The following is a 14020-nucleotide window of genomic DNA, read 5'->3' as shown; positions in this document are numbered from 1 at the left end:
TCGGTCTTCACTCCCGGCGCAGTGTCTTGCTGCACCGGGAGTGAATTTATGTCGTCAGGGCTAGCGGCGATCAAGCCGGGTGGCCAGGCGATCGCCCAGCCACTGCATGCCCCAGACCAGAACGATCAGGATGATGACGACGGCGATCATGACGTTCGTCTCATAGCGTTGGTAGCCGTAGCGGATGGCAAGGTCGCCGAGGCCGCCCCCGCCGATCGTGCCGGCCATGGCGGAAGCGCCGATCAGCGTCACCATGGTTACGGTGAAGCCGGCGACGATACCTGGCATGGCTTCCGGTATCAGCACCTCGCGGATGATGGTCCAGCGATTGCCGCCCATGGCGCGTACGGCATCGATCAGGCCGCGATCGACATCGCGCAGCGAGACTTCTGCGACGCGTGCATAATAGGGAATTGCGGCAATGGTCAGCGGCACGATGGCGGCCGTCGTGCCCAATGCCGTACCGACGATCAGGCGCGTCAGCGGAATCAAGGCGATCAGCAGAATGATGAAGGGCACGGCGCGGAAGCCGTCGACCAGGATGCCGAGAACGCGGTTGATCGCGCCTTGCTCGGCGATGCCGCCGCGGCTGGTGACGACGAGGGCGAGGCCAAGTGGCAGGCCAATGATGAGGGAGAGAAGGCCGGAGGCACCCGTCATCCAGACGGTTTGCCAGAAGGAGCGCCAGAGCAGGCCGAGGATTACGTCAGTTGTCATAGCCTAGAACCTCCACCCGGGCGGAGCGGGCTTTCAGAAAATCGCTGACCTGAGTCGGCAGGGTCGCATCGCGCGTCGGGACCGCGACGAAGAAGCGGGCCACTGGCTGGTTCTGGATATGGTCGATGCCGCCATGGACCAGCCGGAAGGAGCGGGGTAGGGCGGCCGAAAGCTCGGCAAAGAGCGCGCCTTGGGCGGCTGGGCCGGCTAGATCGACGCTGAGGATGGCTTCGGTCCCCGATGTCGGTGAAAGGCGGGCGGCGATATGCTCCGGAAGCTGCGGGCGGGCGCCGCTGAGCAGGCTTGCCGCGATCTCCGTTTGCGGATTGGCGAAAACAGTCCATACAGAACCCTCTTCGACAATCCGGCCAGCGTCGATGACCGCGACGCGATCGGCGATCGAGCGGATCACTTCCATCTCATGAGTGATGAGCAGGATCGTCAGGCCAAGCTTGCGGTTGATGTCCTTCAACAGTGCCAGGATGGACCGGGTCGTTTCCGGGTCGAGTGCCGATGTCGCTTCGTCCGACAGGAGAATGGCAGGCCGGGCGGCAAGAGCGCGAGCAATACCGACGCGCTGCTTCTGGCCGCCTGATAGCGCAGACGGGTAGGCCTTTGCCTTGTCGGCGAGGCCGACGAGTTCAAGCAGTTCTCGGGCGCGCTGCAATCGTTCCTGTTTGGCGACGCCCTCGATCTTCAGCGGCAGCGCGATGTTTTCCTCGACCGTCCGGGAGGACAGCAGATTGAAATGCTGAAACACCATGCCGATGCGACGGCGTAGCGGCTGCAATTCCTGTTCCGAAAGGGGGGCGATGTCGCGGCCCTCGATGTGGATCTCGCCGCTATCTGCGCGCTCCAGCCCGTTCAGGCAGCGGATCAACGTCGATTTGCCGGCGCCGCTGCGGCCGATGATGCCAACGATCTCGCCGCGTCGTGCGGTCAGCGATATGCCATCCAGTGCCGGTGTCGTGTCAAACCGGCGGCGGACATCGACCAGCCGGACGATCTCGTCGCCCGTCGATCGTTCAGGCGGGGCCTGTCCGTCTATGGCAGTGGCTGGGGTGAATGAATTCATGATCGTCTCTTCTTAAAAGGCGGACTTCCAGATTGTGGAGGCTATTATACCCCCCTCTGTCACTTTCGTGACATCTCTCCCACGAGGGGGGAGATTGGTAATATTTGGTGAGCCATCACCAGGGAACACGGATCGCATACGCGGATGCTTCGCTGATCTGTTTTGCGGAATGTGCAGCGTACTCCCAACGATCCCCCCTTTTGGGAGAGATGTCACGAAAGTGACAGAGGGGGGTGCACACTCTCCACGAGTTCCATAACCAACGGTAAACTTCATCGCATCCTAACAGGAAAACGCTAAAGGCGGCCTGGGCAAGATGCCCCGGCCGCCCATCGCTCAGCGCTGTCCCCCGCGCCGTCCTGCTATCAATAGGCGCTCTGGCCGGTTCCCTTGTAGACCTTGTCGAATTCCGTCTTGACGGTATCGTTCTGGTAGGAGGCGACCAGCGTCTTAACCCAGGCTTCATTCTCGCTGCCCTGCTTGACGGCGATGAAGTTGCGGTACGGGTTGTCGTTGGTCTGCTCCTGCGCGATGCGATCTTTCGCCGAGAGGCCCGCCTTCAGCGCCCAGTCGGTGTTGACGACGGCTGCGTCAAGATCGTCGATCGAACGGCCGACGATGCCGGCATCGAGTTCCTTGATGTCGACGTTTTTCGGGTTCTCGGCAATGTCGGCGACGGTGGCGAGGATGCCGGTGCCGTCCTTGAGCTTGATGATCCCTTCATGCTGCAGAACGAGAAGGGCGCGGCCTTCGTTGGAGGGATCGTTCGGCACGCCGATGGCGGCACCCTTCGGCAGCTCGGCCACCGTCTTGTACTTCTTCGTGTAGAGGCCGATCGGCCAGATGCCCGTGTAGCCGGCAATGACGATGTGGTAGCCATGCTGCTTGATCTGGTTGTCGAGGTAGGGCTTGTGCTGGAAAGCGTTGGCGTCGATTTCGCCACGCTCCAGAGCTTCGTTCGGCTGGGTGTAGTCGTTGAAGACGACCGGCTCGACCGTCAGGCCCTTCTTGGCGGCTTCAGCGACCACGACGCGCCATACGTCTTCGTCCTCACCGCTCATGATGCCGACCTTGATCGTCTTGTCTGCGGCGTAGGATGGCGTGGCGGTTGCCGTCAAGCCGAACACGGCGACAGCGGAGGCAAGGATGGCGGCAAGGCCGGCGCGGCGGGAAAGGCGCAGCGCGTCGAAACCTTTGGAAAGCTTTTCAGTCATGGGAAATCCTGTTCCAGATGATCGAGATCGTTCTCTCGTTGACGGCTTAATCATCTCAGACGCGTATTCGCGCTGCGAAGCAGGATCATGCGTTGTGCGTTGCAGTTCTGAAAAACTCTTTTCAGTGCAGCGCAAAAGCGCAAACTAATTTTCTATAAATACGGTAGATTATTTATGCGGCAAAATAGGCATTTGCCCAAAAATTAATCGCATCAGCGATGAATGGGGTCCTTCCAAAGGACTTCCTCCGGCTTTTCCACCGGTTCGATGTCGAGATTTACAACCACTGGCTCCTGCCCGGAGCGAACCAAAACGCATTCCAGTGTCTCGTCGCGGCTGGCATTGATCTCCTGGTGCGGCACGTAGGGCGGTACGAAGATGAAATCGCCGGGGCCGGCTTCGGCGACGAATTCCAGGTTCTCGCCCCAGCGCATCCGCGCCCGGCCCTTGACGACATAGATGATGCTTTCGAGATCGCCATGGTGGTGGGCGCCGGTCTTGGCGTTGGCGTGGATGGTCACGGTTCCGGCCCAGATCTTTTCCGCGCCGGCGCGGGCGTGGTTGATTGCGGTCGCGCGGTTCATGCCCGGCGTCTGCGCGGTATTCGGGTCGAGGGCATTGCCCGGTATGATCTTGATGCCATGTTCGCGCCAATCGACGTGTTGGCGCTCGTGATCGTGACCGTCCTGATGATCGTGTTCATGATCGCCGCACATGGTCGTCCTTTCGCCGCTGGAGGGAGATTCGCATGCCTTCCACAGATTCACTTCCATTTCACTCTACGCGAAGCCATTCAAAAATAAAGAGAATTGCAGAAAGTTATCATTGAGGCTTTTCAAGTCGAGATTAATCTATAGACTTGATCAAGTTACATGACCGGTGGGAACATTTCGTGTGCGTCCCGCGTTGCGCCGGTCACAAGATGGTTTGCCGCGCCGTTCCCCCCCAATCAAGGCGCGCCAAACTGGAGAAGCAGCGCTTGGGTCTCGGAGAAGAGACCATCGACTTTCATATATGCGCCGGACTTCCAATTGAAAGGAGACAGACATGTCGAATGCCTTGCCGCCCCTTCATGAGGGTCATGCCCCCATCACTCTGCAGCAGCTTTTCCGCGAAGCGCTCTATGCCTTCGAGGAATGGGACAGCGAAGTGACCGAACCGATCGTAACGTTCGAGGGACGTATCCATCCCATCAGCGTCGTGTTCGAAACCATGCGCGAATGCACCGACATCGTGCCCAACAATATCGTCTCGGCCGTGACCGAGCGGCTGACCAAGCCCTGGGAGGGCGAAGGTCCGCTTGACACGATGACCTTTTCGACAGCCGCCCGCGTGATGGGCGTTCTGGTCCGCAAAAGGTTGCTGGTCGTGAATAACGGCGTCAACGTTGCTGCCATTGCGGCAGAAACCCAGACGGCGGAAACGTCGGATCGCTAATAGCGAAGATTGTTTATGGAAGGCCCGCTGGCATGCACCAGTGGGCCTTTTGGCATTTTATCGGTTGCCCACATCGAATTCGGGATCGACGGGAATCTGCATCGCCGTCACGAGGTGATTGGTCTGTCCGGCCAGTCCGATAACCGCCAGCAGCTCCCCATGCTGGGCGTCAGTCATGCCCTTCGCCTTGGCGGCGGCCGTGTGCGAATGGACGCAATAGCTGCAGCCGTTGGCCGTGGAGACGGCTATGTAAATCATCTCGCGCACGAGCGGGTCGAGCGCGCCCTCCGCCATCATGACCGCTTTCAGCCCTTCCCAGGTGCGCTTCAGCAGGGCGGGATCGTTTGCCAGGCCGCGCCAGAAATTATTGACGAAGTCGGACTTTCTCACCGCGCGAATGTCGTCGAACACCGCCTTGACCGCCGGGATTGCCTCGGCTTCCGCATCGTCGAGCAATTTGACCGTTGCCATTCTCTTCTTCCTTTCAGCAACTCTCATTATGTGGAACCATAATGCATTTCCTGGTGAGATGGGTGGGCGGAGCCTCCATTATCCTCCCTCTTTTCGTTTGCAAAAATCATCCATATGTGAAAATACTATTTACATAAGAAGATTGAGGCTGACGCAGAAACCGGTGACGAGGATAGTCCTCAAGGCGGAGAGGCGCTTTGAGCCGGAGCGATGTCAGGGGAGCTGGAGTATCGATGGCGTTGAAGAAGGACTTGCCGCTGGCCGGGCTTGTCGTCGTCGACATGAGCCAGTTTCTGTCGGGTCCCTATTGCACCCTACGACTGATGGATCTGGGTGCCAGGGTCATCAAGATCGAGCGTCCCGGCGGCGGCGATCTCTCGCGCGGGCTCTATCTCAGCGACGATGAAAGCGGTGATTCGACGATCTTCCACGCGATCAACCGCTCCAAGGAGAGCCTGGCGATCGACCTGAAGAACGACCGCGACATGAGCGCGCTGCGGAAGCTCATCTCCAAAGCCGATGTCCTCGTGCAGAATTTCCGCCCCGGCGTGATCGAGCGGCTGGGTCTGGATCATGAGGCTGCGTGCAAGGTCAATCCGCGCCTCGTTTATTGCTCGATCAGTGGTTACGGCGAAGAGGGGCCTTGGGTCTCACGGCCAGGTCAGGATCTTCTCGCGCAGTCGCGCTCCGGTGTCATGTGGCTGAACGGCGACGAGGGGCAGGGGCCTGTGCCTTTCGGTCTTGCGATCGGCGATATGCTGGCCGGTGCGGCCGCGGCCCAGGGCATTCTTGCGGCGCTGGTGCGGCGCGGGGTGACGGGTGAGGGCGGACTGGTGGAGACTAGTCTGCTCGAGGCGCTGGTCGATCTGCAGGTCGAGGTGCTGAGCGTGCACATGAACAGCGGCAACAAGCTGCCGGAGCGCTCGCATGTCCGCAGCGCCCATGCCTATCTTTCCGCCCCCTATGGCGTCTATCCCGCGTCCGACGGCTATCTCGCCATTGCCATGACGCCGATTTCCAAACTTGCCGATCTGCTCGGCATGGACGAACTCGCGCCCTATCGCGATGATCCGAAAAGCTGGTTTACGGCGCGTGACGAGATCAAGGCGCTGATCGCGGCGCGCATTGCCGCCCGCAATGTCGATGACTGGCTCGCGATCCTCGAACCTGCCGATATCTGGTGCGCGAAAGTGCTGAACTGGCCGGAGCTTTTAGGCAGCGAGGGCTTCCGCGTTCTCGACATGCTGCAGACGGTCGGCCGCGATGATGGCGTCAGCCTGCATACCACCCGCTCGCCCATTCGTATCGACGGGCAGCGGCCGAAATTCGAGCGTGCGGCCCCGCACGTTGGCGAGCATAATGCGGCACTCTGGGAGGAGTTCGACCTTGGCTGAAGGGGTCGAGAGGTCGCGATGGATATAGAAGGAGTTTTCCAATGACGCGCATCACCAATCTTCGCGTTTTCGATTTGCGCTTCCCGACATCGCAGAGCCTCGACGGTTCGGACGCGATGAATCCGGATCCGGATTATTCGGCAGCCTATGTCATCCTCGACACCGACAAGCCGGGCCTCGCCGGCCATGGCCTGACCTTCACCATCGGCCGTGGCAACGACATCTGCTGCATGGCGATCGAGGCGATGCGCCATCTGGTCGTCGGCACGGAACTGGCGACAGTTCTGGAAAACCCCGGCAAATACTGGCGGCATCTGACCAGCGACAGCCAGCTGCGCTGGATCGGCCCGGAAAAGGGCGCGATGCACCTGGCAACCGGCGCCGTCGTCAACGCCGTCTGGGATCTGCTGGCCAAGGAAGCCGGCAAGCCGGTCTGGCGGCTGGTGGCCGAGATGGATGCCGAGCAAATCGCCGATATCGTCGACTATCGCTATCTGACCGACGTTCTCACCCGCGACGAGGCCGTTGCCATCCTGAAGAAGGCGGAGGCCGGCAAGGCCGACCGCATCGCCACGCTCGAACGGGAGGGCTATGCCTGCTACACGACATCAGCCGGCTGGCTCGGCTATGATGACGCCAAGCTGCGCCGCCTGTGCCAGGAGGCGATCGACGCCGGCTTCAACCATGTGAAGATGAAGGTCGGCCGCGATCTCGAAGACGATATCCGCCGTCTGACGATTGCCCGCGAGGTCATCGGCCCCGATCGTTATCTGATGATCGACGCCAACCAGGTCTGGGAAGTCAATCAGGCGATCGACTGGGTGCGCAAGCTCGCCTTCGCCAAGCCCTTTTTCATCGAAGAACCCACAAGCCCGGACGATGTCGCCGGACACCGCAAGATCCGCCAGGCTATCGGCCCGGTGAAGGTCGCGACCGGTGAGATGTGCCAGAACCGCATCATGTTCAAGCAATTCATCGCCGAGGGCGCGATCGACATCGTGCAGATCGATTCCTGCCGCATGGGCGGTCTCAACGAAGTGCTGGCCGTGTTGCTGATTGCCGCCAAGTACGGGCTGCCGGTCTGGCCGCATGCCGGCGGCGTCGGGCTGTGCGAATATGTGCAGCACCTGTCGATGATCGATTACATCGCCGTCTCCGGCACCAAGGATGGCCGCGTCATCGAATATGTCGATCACCTGCACGAGCATTTCATCGACCCCTGCATCATCCGCGACGCAGCCTACATGCCGCCGAGCCTGCCGGGTTTCTCGATCGAGATGAAGCCAGAATCGATTAAGGAATATACGTTCAAGGGCTGATCTGAGACCCGGATCGACCGCTTTATTCCTTGGCAAAAGCTGTGCAATATCTGCGCAATTCTGCCAGGGAATCGATCGATGCGAGTGACTTTTGCTTTTGTCCTGACGCTTCTGTCACTCCTTGCCTATGGAAACGCTCGGGCCGGCGAGCGGGAGCAATTCACCGTTGCGACGGCTGCCGGCAATGTTCTGATCGAAGGTTTTGCCAGTAGTTCAGATAGGTCACGTCCGGCCGTCATCATTCTGAGCGGCAGCAAAGGCTTTGCCTCGCCCGCCTATGATGACCTTGGACGCAGCTTCGATACGGCCGGTATCGACGCTTATCTTGTTCACCTGCTTTCACCCGCCGATGAGCAGGCTATCGTCAGCGCCGACAGCGCACGCGCGCGCATCAACTACTATGTGGCGCGCCGGCCAGATTGGATCGAAACGACCCGCAAGGTGGTTTCCTATTTCAAAAGCCGGCCGCATCATACTGGGCGGGTTGGCGTGCTCGGCATATCGCTTGGAGCGCAAACCGCTGCTGCCGCTTCGGCTGACACCACCGATATCAGTGCGCTTGTACTTGTCGACGGCGCCTTCCCGGAGGGCTATTCGAGGCCTGTGCGCTCCTTGCCGCCACTGCTCATCGTTTGGGGTGACGCCGATCGCACTTTCCCCGTCTCGACAGCACAAAAACTGCGCCAGGTGGCCCAAGGCGTGGGTGGGCCTGTCAGCCTCGACGTCCACAAGGGCGGTGCGCATGACTTCTTTCTGAAGCCGGGGGCGCAAGCGACTGCGGCTCATCGGGGCGTCATTGATTTCTTCCTATCGCAGCTGTCGAAGTGACCTTCGCGGATGCCGCAGGGCGTATGCCCGTGAAAGGCTGCGACGAATTGGTGGAGTGCAATAGATGTGCTTTGGTTGTGCAAGCTGATACCGTTGAAGCGCTCAACTTGAGCGCTTCAACCACTCTTGAACGACCCATACATCTCCATCGTCAAACTCGTGGCCGGCAGGAACCGTTGCAAGTTCGACCTTGGCGCCGCCATCGCGGAGCCGTTCGGCGAGCGGCTGAGCGTATGGGCCGTACAGGTCCTTCTCACCGGCAATCACAAGCACCTCGACATCGGACATATCAACTACCGGCGGATTTTCGAGCGTAGCCATGGAGCGCAGCAGCACAGCCCGGCGGATGAGATGCGGGTGCAGCGACAGCATGGCGTTCAGCAGATTGGCGCCGTTCGAATAACCGATATAGACGATGCGATCTGGATCGATCCCGTAGGCATGCACTGCGCCATCGATAAAGGCGGCAAAGGCTTCGGCTTCGCTGGCGATATCGGCCTGATCGAACGTCATCGGCCCATTGCGGCGGAACCAACGTGGCGCACCTTCCTCGAGCGCGCGGCCGCGCACGCTAAGCAAGGTCGCGTCGGGGTCGATCTTGTGACCGAGCGGCAGCATCGTCGTTTCGTTGGCACCGGAGCCATGCAGCAGGACAAAGACATTGCCGTTCGGCTGCTCCGGCGTGAAGAAGCGATGGATGAAGGGCAGATCGCGATAGATGACGCGCGGTTCGCCGGGCATGGAGAACTGCGGCAGGATCACGTTCAGCTCAGCCAAAAGCTTCGGGCTGTCGCCGGGGGCGAAGAGGCGCGTGCCAAGCGTTGCCTCGTCCTCGTCGATCAACATGCCGGGTGCATCCGTCGCGAGTTCGAACAGGATGCGGCCGGGCTCGCGCACGTAGAGCGAGCGGAAATATTTGCGGTCATGCATCGTCGTTGGCCCGGAATCGATTGCCTGTAGCGCGGTATGGACCGACTGCAATTCCCCGTCGTCGCTGGCGCGAAAGGCGACGTGATCGACCGTGCCCGTGCCCGGAGCACTGGCCCAGAAGCCGCGTGCATCGCGAATGTCGAGGATATCGCCCGATACGGAGATGAGCCGGCTGATCGCTCCGCTGGTGGCAAGCCGCCGGTAGTCGAAATGATCGACCAAAATCGCCCGCGTCTCCTCGGGCGTTTCGCTGAATAGCGTCGCGCCGCGGATGCGGCGGATCGCATGCTCCTGCGGAATGGTATCGCTCGTCCATGGAGCCGGTGCCTGCAGAGCATTGGTCCCCACAAGCTTGACGATGACGCCGTCCGGATCCTTCAGCCGCAGGACAGGTTCGCCGAATTCCTCGGAGGGACCTTCCGGCTTGAGACCGGCGCTTAACGCACGCGTCAGCCAGAAGCCGATACTGGCCGGATCGATGGCAAGCGAGATTTCGCCCACCTGACCGACGCCGGCGCGGCCGGGCGAACCGTCTTCCCAGACGAGAAAGGTAACCAGCGAGCCGGGCGATCCCGTGGCGTCGCCATAGATGAGATGAAGCTGCGTGGCGTCCTCGAAGCCGCCGGTGCGCTTGACGAGACGCAGGCCGAGGAAGCCGACGTAGAAATCGACATTCGCCTGGACCTTGCGGGTGATCAGCGTGATGTGATGGATGCCGGCGACCATGGGATGCTCCAGACTGTTATTTCGTTCTGGTCGCTATTTAGGACGCAGCCACTGTTCAATGCAATGCGCTGTCCGTGGAGGCACTGTTCACAAAAGATGCTATTGCCTGGGTTTGCCAGCGGCGAGCCTCAATGCTCGCCGAGGCTGTCTTCGGGCGGTTTGCGGCGATGGCCGCTGATCTCGGAGCCGGCGGTGCGTGAGAAGCTGGCGTTCCAGATGACTGCTAGCAGCGCGATGGCGGTGACGACGATGAAGGCGACGGAGAAATCGATCATCTGGGCTTTCTCAGCGCCGCGGAATTGCATCGAGCCATGTAAAGCAAGGGCGGCGACGCAAATGCCGAGGGACAGCATCAGCTGCTGGAAGGTCGAGTAGAAGCTGGTTGCAATGCTCATGCGGTCACGTTCGATCTCGTCATAGGCGATCGTGTTGTAGGCCGTGAACTGGAACGACATGAAGAAGCCGCAGAAGAACAGGATCACGAAGATGACGGGCAACGGCCAGTCCGGCTTGAAGATGGCGCACATGCCATAGCCGAGCGTGCCGATCAGGCCGAAGATGATAAGGGCGTTCCGGAAGCCGAGTGTACGCAGGATGCGAACTTGGAAAGGCTTCATCACCATGGAGCCGAGCGCGGTTGCAATGGCGATCTGGCCGGCGGCGGCGGCCGAAAGGCCGAAGCCGAGCTGCAGCATCAGCGGGATCAGGAAGGGATGGGCGCCCTGACTGATGCGCGTCAGTGAACCGGCAATGACGGAAGTGCGGAATGTCGGCACCTTCATCAAAGAGAAGTCCATGATCGGCGATGGATGCTTGCGGGCATGGCGCAGATAGGCGATGCCGAAGAGCAGGCCGATGGAGATCAGGAAGACGGCAAGGTAGCCTTCGCCCTCGCGGCTCGACATTTCGAAGCCGAAGAGCAACGAGCCGAGCGAAATCCCCGAGAGAATGAAGCCTGATAGATCGAAGCGGCCGGTGCGAGGACCCTTTACCTCCTCGATGAACATGCTCACGAGGATGAAGCCGATGATACCGATCGGCACGTTGATGTAGAAGATCCAACGCCAGTCGAGGTAGGTGACGAACAGGCCGCCGACCGGCGGGCCGAGGATAGGGCCGACGAGCGCCGGGATCAGCAGCCAGGACATGGCGTTGACCATGTCCTTGCGTGCGACGCTGCGCATCAGCACGAGACGGCCGATCGGTAGCATCATGGCGCCGCCGAGACCCTGCAGAAGCCGGGCAAGGACAAGGAAGAAGAGGTTTGGCGCCTGTGCGCAGAGAAGCGAGCCAAGAACGAAAACCGCGATGGCGGATCGGAAGACGGTGCGCGACCCGAAGCGGTCTGCGATGGCGCCGCTCGCAGGAATGAAGATTGCGAGGCTGAGGAGGTAGGATGTCAGCGAGATACTCATGGCCGGCGCGCTGACGCCGAAGTCTCTCGCCATGGTCGGAAGGGCTGTTGCGAGCACGGTCGCGTCAAGCTGTTCCATGAACATCGCACTTGCTACGATAAGTGCTACTACACGAAAATTCGGTGCGGCCCGCCGGGTGGGGGCGGCCTGGAATATCTGGTCCGACATTGTCGGGGATCGCTCTCGATGGTGCGGAGGGGTCCTAAGACAGAACCGCAAGTCTGGTCATGGCGCGAAGGCCTATTTGAACGGCGGCTTGTATACTCCCGCTTGCGTGCGATTACCATATGAGAAATCGCAAATCTGATTGATGGGATGAAAAAAATGACGCGCATGCAGGGGCAAACGGCATCAAATGAACGTGAGGTGAATGAATAGGCGCGATATCGCGCCGAAATGCTCACGCTTGGTTTTTTCGCGTAAGATAATGTGCGCGTTTTGGCGGCCGGCTGGCCTAAAGAAGACCGGCGCCGACGATGGCGGCACCGGTCTGATTTATCGGTATTGAGGGGTAGCAATCAATAGCCAGCTGCCAACCCGGAGCCGGCGCGACTGTCTATGGCGCCGTTGTAGCGGGCGCCTCCGCCCTTGGCGATGTCGCTGAGGCTCTTGCCGCCGACAAGGATGCCTGCTGCCTGGCCCCAGATCGGCCAGCTATTGTCGACCTGAACCGTGTAGCCCATGCCGGTCAAAAGCTTGATCGTATCGGGCGAGAGCGCACGCGGCTCCATATAGACCTTGTCCGGCAGCCATTGGTGATGGATGCGCGGCGCGTCGATCGCTTCCTGAATATTCATGCCGAAATCAATGACGTTGATGATCGCTTCGAGCGTGATGGTGATGATGCGCGAGCCACCGGGGCTGCCGATCACCATGAAGGGCTTGCCGTCCTTGGCGATGATCGTCGGGCTCATGGAGGACAGCGGCGTCTTCTTCGGCTGGATGGCATTGGCTTCGCCCTGCACCAGGCCGTAAAGGTTGGGCACGCCGGGCTTGGAGGTGAAATCGTCCATCTCGTTGTTCAAGAGGATGCCCGTGCCGGGCGCGACGACGCCGGCGCCGAACGAGCCGTTCAGCGTATAGGTGACGGCGACGGCATTGCCGTCATTGTCGATGATCGAATAATGCGTCGTCTCGTGGCTTTCGCCGAGGCCCTTCGGCATCAGATCCTTGGAAACGCCAGCCTTATAGGGCGAGATGCCGTCGCGGATCTTCTGGGCATAGGCCTTGTCCAGCAGCTTGCTGACAGGATTGTCGACGAAGTCGGGGTCGCCAAGCGCCGAGTTGCGGTCGACATAGGCGTAGCGCATGGCTTCGACCATGTAATGCACCGTGTCTGCCGAGGCGTAACCAGTATAGGAGAGCGGATAGCCTTCCAGCACATTGAGGATTTCGCAGATGATAACACCGCCCGACGAGGGCGGTGGCGAGGAAACGATCTCATAGCCACGATAATTGCATTTCACGGGCTCGAGTTCGCGAACCTTGTATTGTTCGAAATCCTGGTTTGCGAGAATGCCGCCCCTGTCCTGGCTTGCCTTGACGATGGCATTGGCGACAGGTCCCTTGTAGAAGCCGTCCGGCCCCTGATCCGAAATGCCTGATAGGGCGTTGGCGAGATCCGGCTGTATCAGCTTGTCGCCCGTCGCGAAGGGTTTTCCATCCGCTTTGGTGAAGATCGCTGCGGTGGCCGGATCGCGCGACAGCCACGCCTTGCCCTCATTCAGCTCGGCGGCATCAGCCTGGTTCAGCGTGAAGCCTTCCTTGGCGTAGCGAATGGCTGGCGCCATCAGATCCTGGCGGGATTTCGTGCCGTATTTCTCGCGCGCGGTCTCGAAGCCCATGACCGAGCCGGGGACGCCGACGGCGAGATAGCCATCCGTGCTTGCGCCTTTGACGATATTGCCCTTGTCGTCGAGATACATGCCCTTGGTAGCGGCCAGCGGCGCGCGCTCGCGGAAATCCAGGAAGGTCGTCTTTCCGTCGCGCATGCGGATGGTCATGAAACCGCCGCCGCCGATATTGCCGGCTGTGGGATAAACGACGGCCAGCGCATAGCCGACTGCAACGGCTGCATCGACGGCATTGCCGCCATTTTTCAGCACCTCGACGCCGACATCGGTGGCGAGATGCTGAGCCGTGACTACCATGCCATGCTCTGCCTCGACCGGTGGCGGCGCGGCAGCTCTGGCGGTGACGGAAAAGAGAGCAAATGTGACCAGGGTTACCGACGAAATCGCCCGCTGGCGGAAGTGGCGCATGATGAATGTGTCTCCCATTATTATCTTGGTGGAAATCGCCCTGAGATGACATGGTGTCACGCGCGAAAATGGCGATATCCGCTGTCACAATTTTTTAACGGAGCGATCGGGCCACAGGCCGGAATCCGAAGCACTATGTCTTTCGTGCACTACTGCGAATAATTTCGACCTTCTCACCGCGCAGAAGCGTGCTTCGCACTTGCAAGATTTATTTTATTAGTTGAGCCTATTTT

At 60.2% G+C, this 14020-nt stretch carries 12 protein-coding genes; 4 read left to right on the top strand and 8 right to left on the bottom strand.

Going from position 1 to position 14020, the window contains the following annotated elements:
• Window positions 1-60 precede the first annotated feature (60 nt).
• The 4 genes from AC13Q5_RS09885 to AC13Q5_RS09870 form a co-directional block, all read right to left on the bottom strand.
• Entirely contained in the window at window positions 61-717 is a 657-nt protein-coding gene (locus AC13Q5_RS09885) for a methionine ABC transporter permease (RefSeq protein ID WP_457889217.1), read from the bottom strand.
• Window positions 707-1792 carry a methionine ABC transporter ATP-binding protein gene (locus tag AC13Q5_RS09880; RefSeq protein WP_488501555.1) on the bottom strand — a complete coding sequence of 362 codons (1086 nt, stop codon included), beginning with the start codon at window positions 1790-1792 and terminating at the stop codon, window positions 707-709. The genes AC13Q5_RS09885 and AC13Q5_RS09880 overlap by 11 nt, the downstream gene beginning before the upstream one ends.
• 365 nt (window positions 1793-2157) lie before the next feature.
• A complete protein-coding gene (locus AC13Q5_RS09875) occupies window positions 2158-3006 on the bottom strand; it encodes a MetQ/NlpA family lipoprotein (RefSeq protein ID WP_488501554.1) in 849 nt (282 codons plus the stop codon).
• A gap of 212 nt (window positions 3007-3218) precedes the next feature.
• The gene (locus tag AC13Q5_RS09870; protein WP_457879724.1) at window positions 3219-3722 is read right to left on the bottom strand and encodes a cupin domain-containing protein; all 504 of its coding nucleotides are present in this window, start codon (window positions 3720-3722) and stop codon (window positions 3219-3221) included.
• A 331-nt stretch (window positions 3723-4053) separates the two neighbouring features.
• Here AC13Q5_RS09870 and AC13Q5_RS09865 point away from each other — a divergent pair, with 331 nt between their 5' ends.
• Window positions 4054-4443 (top strand): BRA0787 family protein, encoded by a 390-nt coding sequence (locus AC13Q5_RS09865; protein ID WP_075851519.1) that lies wholly within the window; start codon window positions 4054-4056, stop codon window positions 4441-4443.
• A 57-nt stretch (window positions 4444-4500) separates the two neighbouring features.
• Here the strand turns inward: AC13Q5_RS09865 and AC13Q5_RS09860 are convergent, their stop codons facing one another.
• Window positions 4501-4914: a carboxymuconolactone decarboxylase family protein gene (locus AC13Q5_RS09860; RefSeq protein WP_075851518.1), complete on the bottom strand. Its 414-nt coding sequence runs from the start codon at window positions 4912-4914 to the stop codon at window positions 4501-4503.
• Window positions 4915-5147: 233 nt separating this feature from the next.
• On the opposite strand from AC13Q5_RS09860, the gene AC13Q5_RS09855 reads away from it, so the two are divergent.
• From AC13Q5_RS09855 to AC13Q5_RS09845, 3 genes are all read left to right on the top strand, one after another.
• Window positions 5148-6308 (top strand): CaiB/BaiF CoA transferase family protein, encoded by a 1161-nt coding sequence (locus AC13Q5_RS09855; RefSeq protein WP_488501553.1) that lies wholly within the window; start codon window positions 5148-5150, stop codon window positions 6306-6308.
• Between the two features lie 41 nt (window positions 6309-6349).
• Window positions 6350-7627, top strand: coding sequence for an L-fuconate dehydratase (locus AC13Q5_RS09850; RefSeq protein WP_457879722.1), 1278 nt, complete (start codon window positions 6350-6352; stop codon window positions 7625-7627).
• Between the two features lie 78 nt (window positions 7628-7705).
• Complete coding sequence (locus AC13Q5_RS09845; RefSeq protein WP_488501552.1) at window positions 7706-8455, top strand: dienelactone hydrolase family protein; 750 nt, start codon at window positions 7706-7708, stop codon at window positions 8453-8455.
• Between the two features lie 102 nt (window positions 8456-8557).
• Here AC13Q5_RS09845 and AC13Q5_RS09840 read toward each other — a convergent pair whose 3' ends face one another.
• The 3 genes from AC13Q5_RS09840 to ggt form a co-directional block, all read right to left on the bottom strand.
• Window positions 8558-10111: a VOC family protein gene (locus tag AC13Q5_RS09840; RefSeq protein ID WP_488501551.1), complete on the bottom strand. Its 1554-nt coding sequence runs from the start codon at window positions 10109-10111 to the stop codon at window positions 8558-8560.
• A gap of 128 nt (window positions 10112-10239) precedes the next feature.
• Window positions 10240-11694 carry an MFS transporter gene (locus AC13Q5_RS09835; RefSeq protein WP_488501550.1) on the bottom strand — a complete coding sequence of 485 codons (1455 nt, stop codon included), beginning with the start codon at window positions 11692-11694 and terminating at the stop codon, window positions 10240-10242.
• Between the two features lie 350 nt (window positions 11695-12044).
• Window positions 12045-13787 carry a gamma-glutamyltransferase gene (gene ggt / locus AC13Q5_RS09830; protein WP_488501549.1) on the bottom strand — a complete coding sequence of 581 codons (1743 nt, stop codon included), beginning with the start codon at window positions 13785-13787 and terminating at the stop codon, window positions 12045-12047.
• Between the last annotated feature and the right edge of the window lie 233 nt (window positions 13788-14020).

The organism is Martinezella sp. CNPSo 3964 (assembly GCF_057784375.1).
The sequence above is the reverse complement of the archived record's forward strand: the minus strand, read 5'-3'. Positions and strand labels throughout refer to the sequence as shown.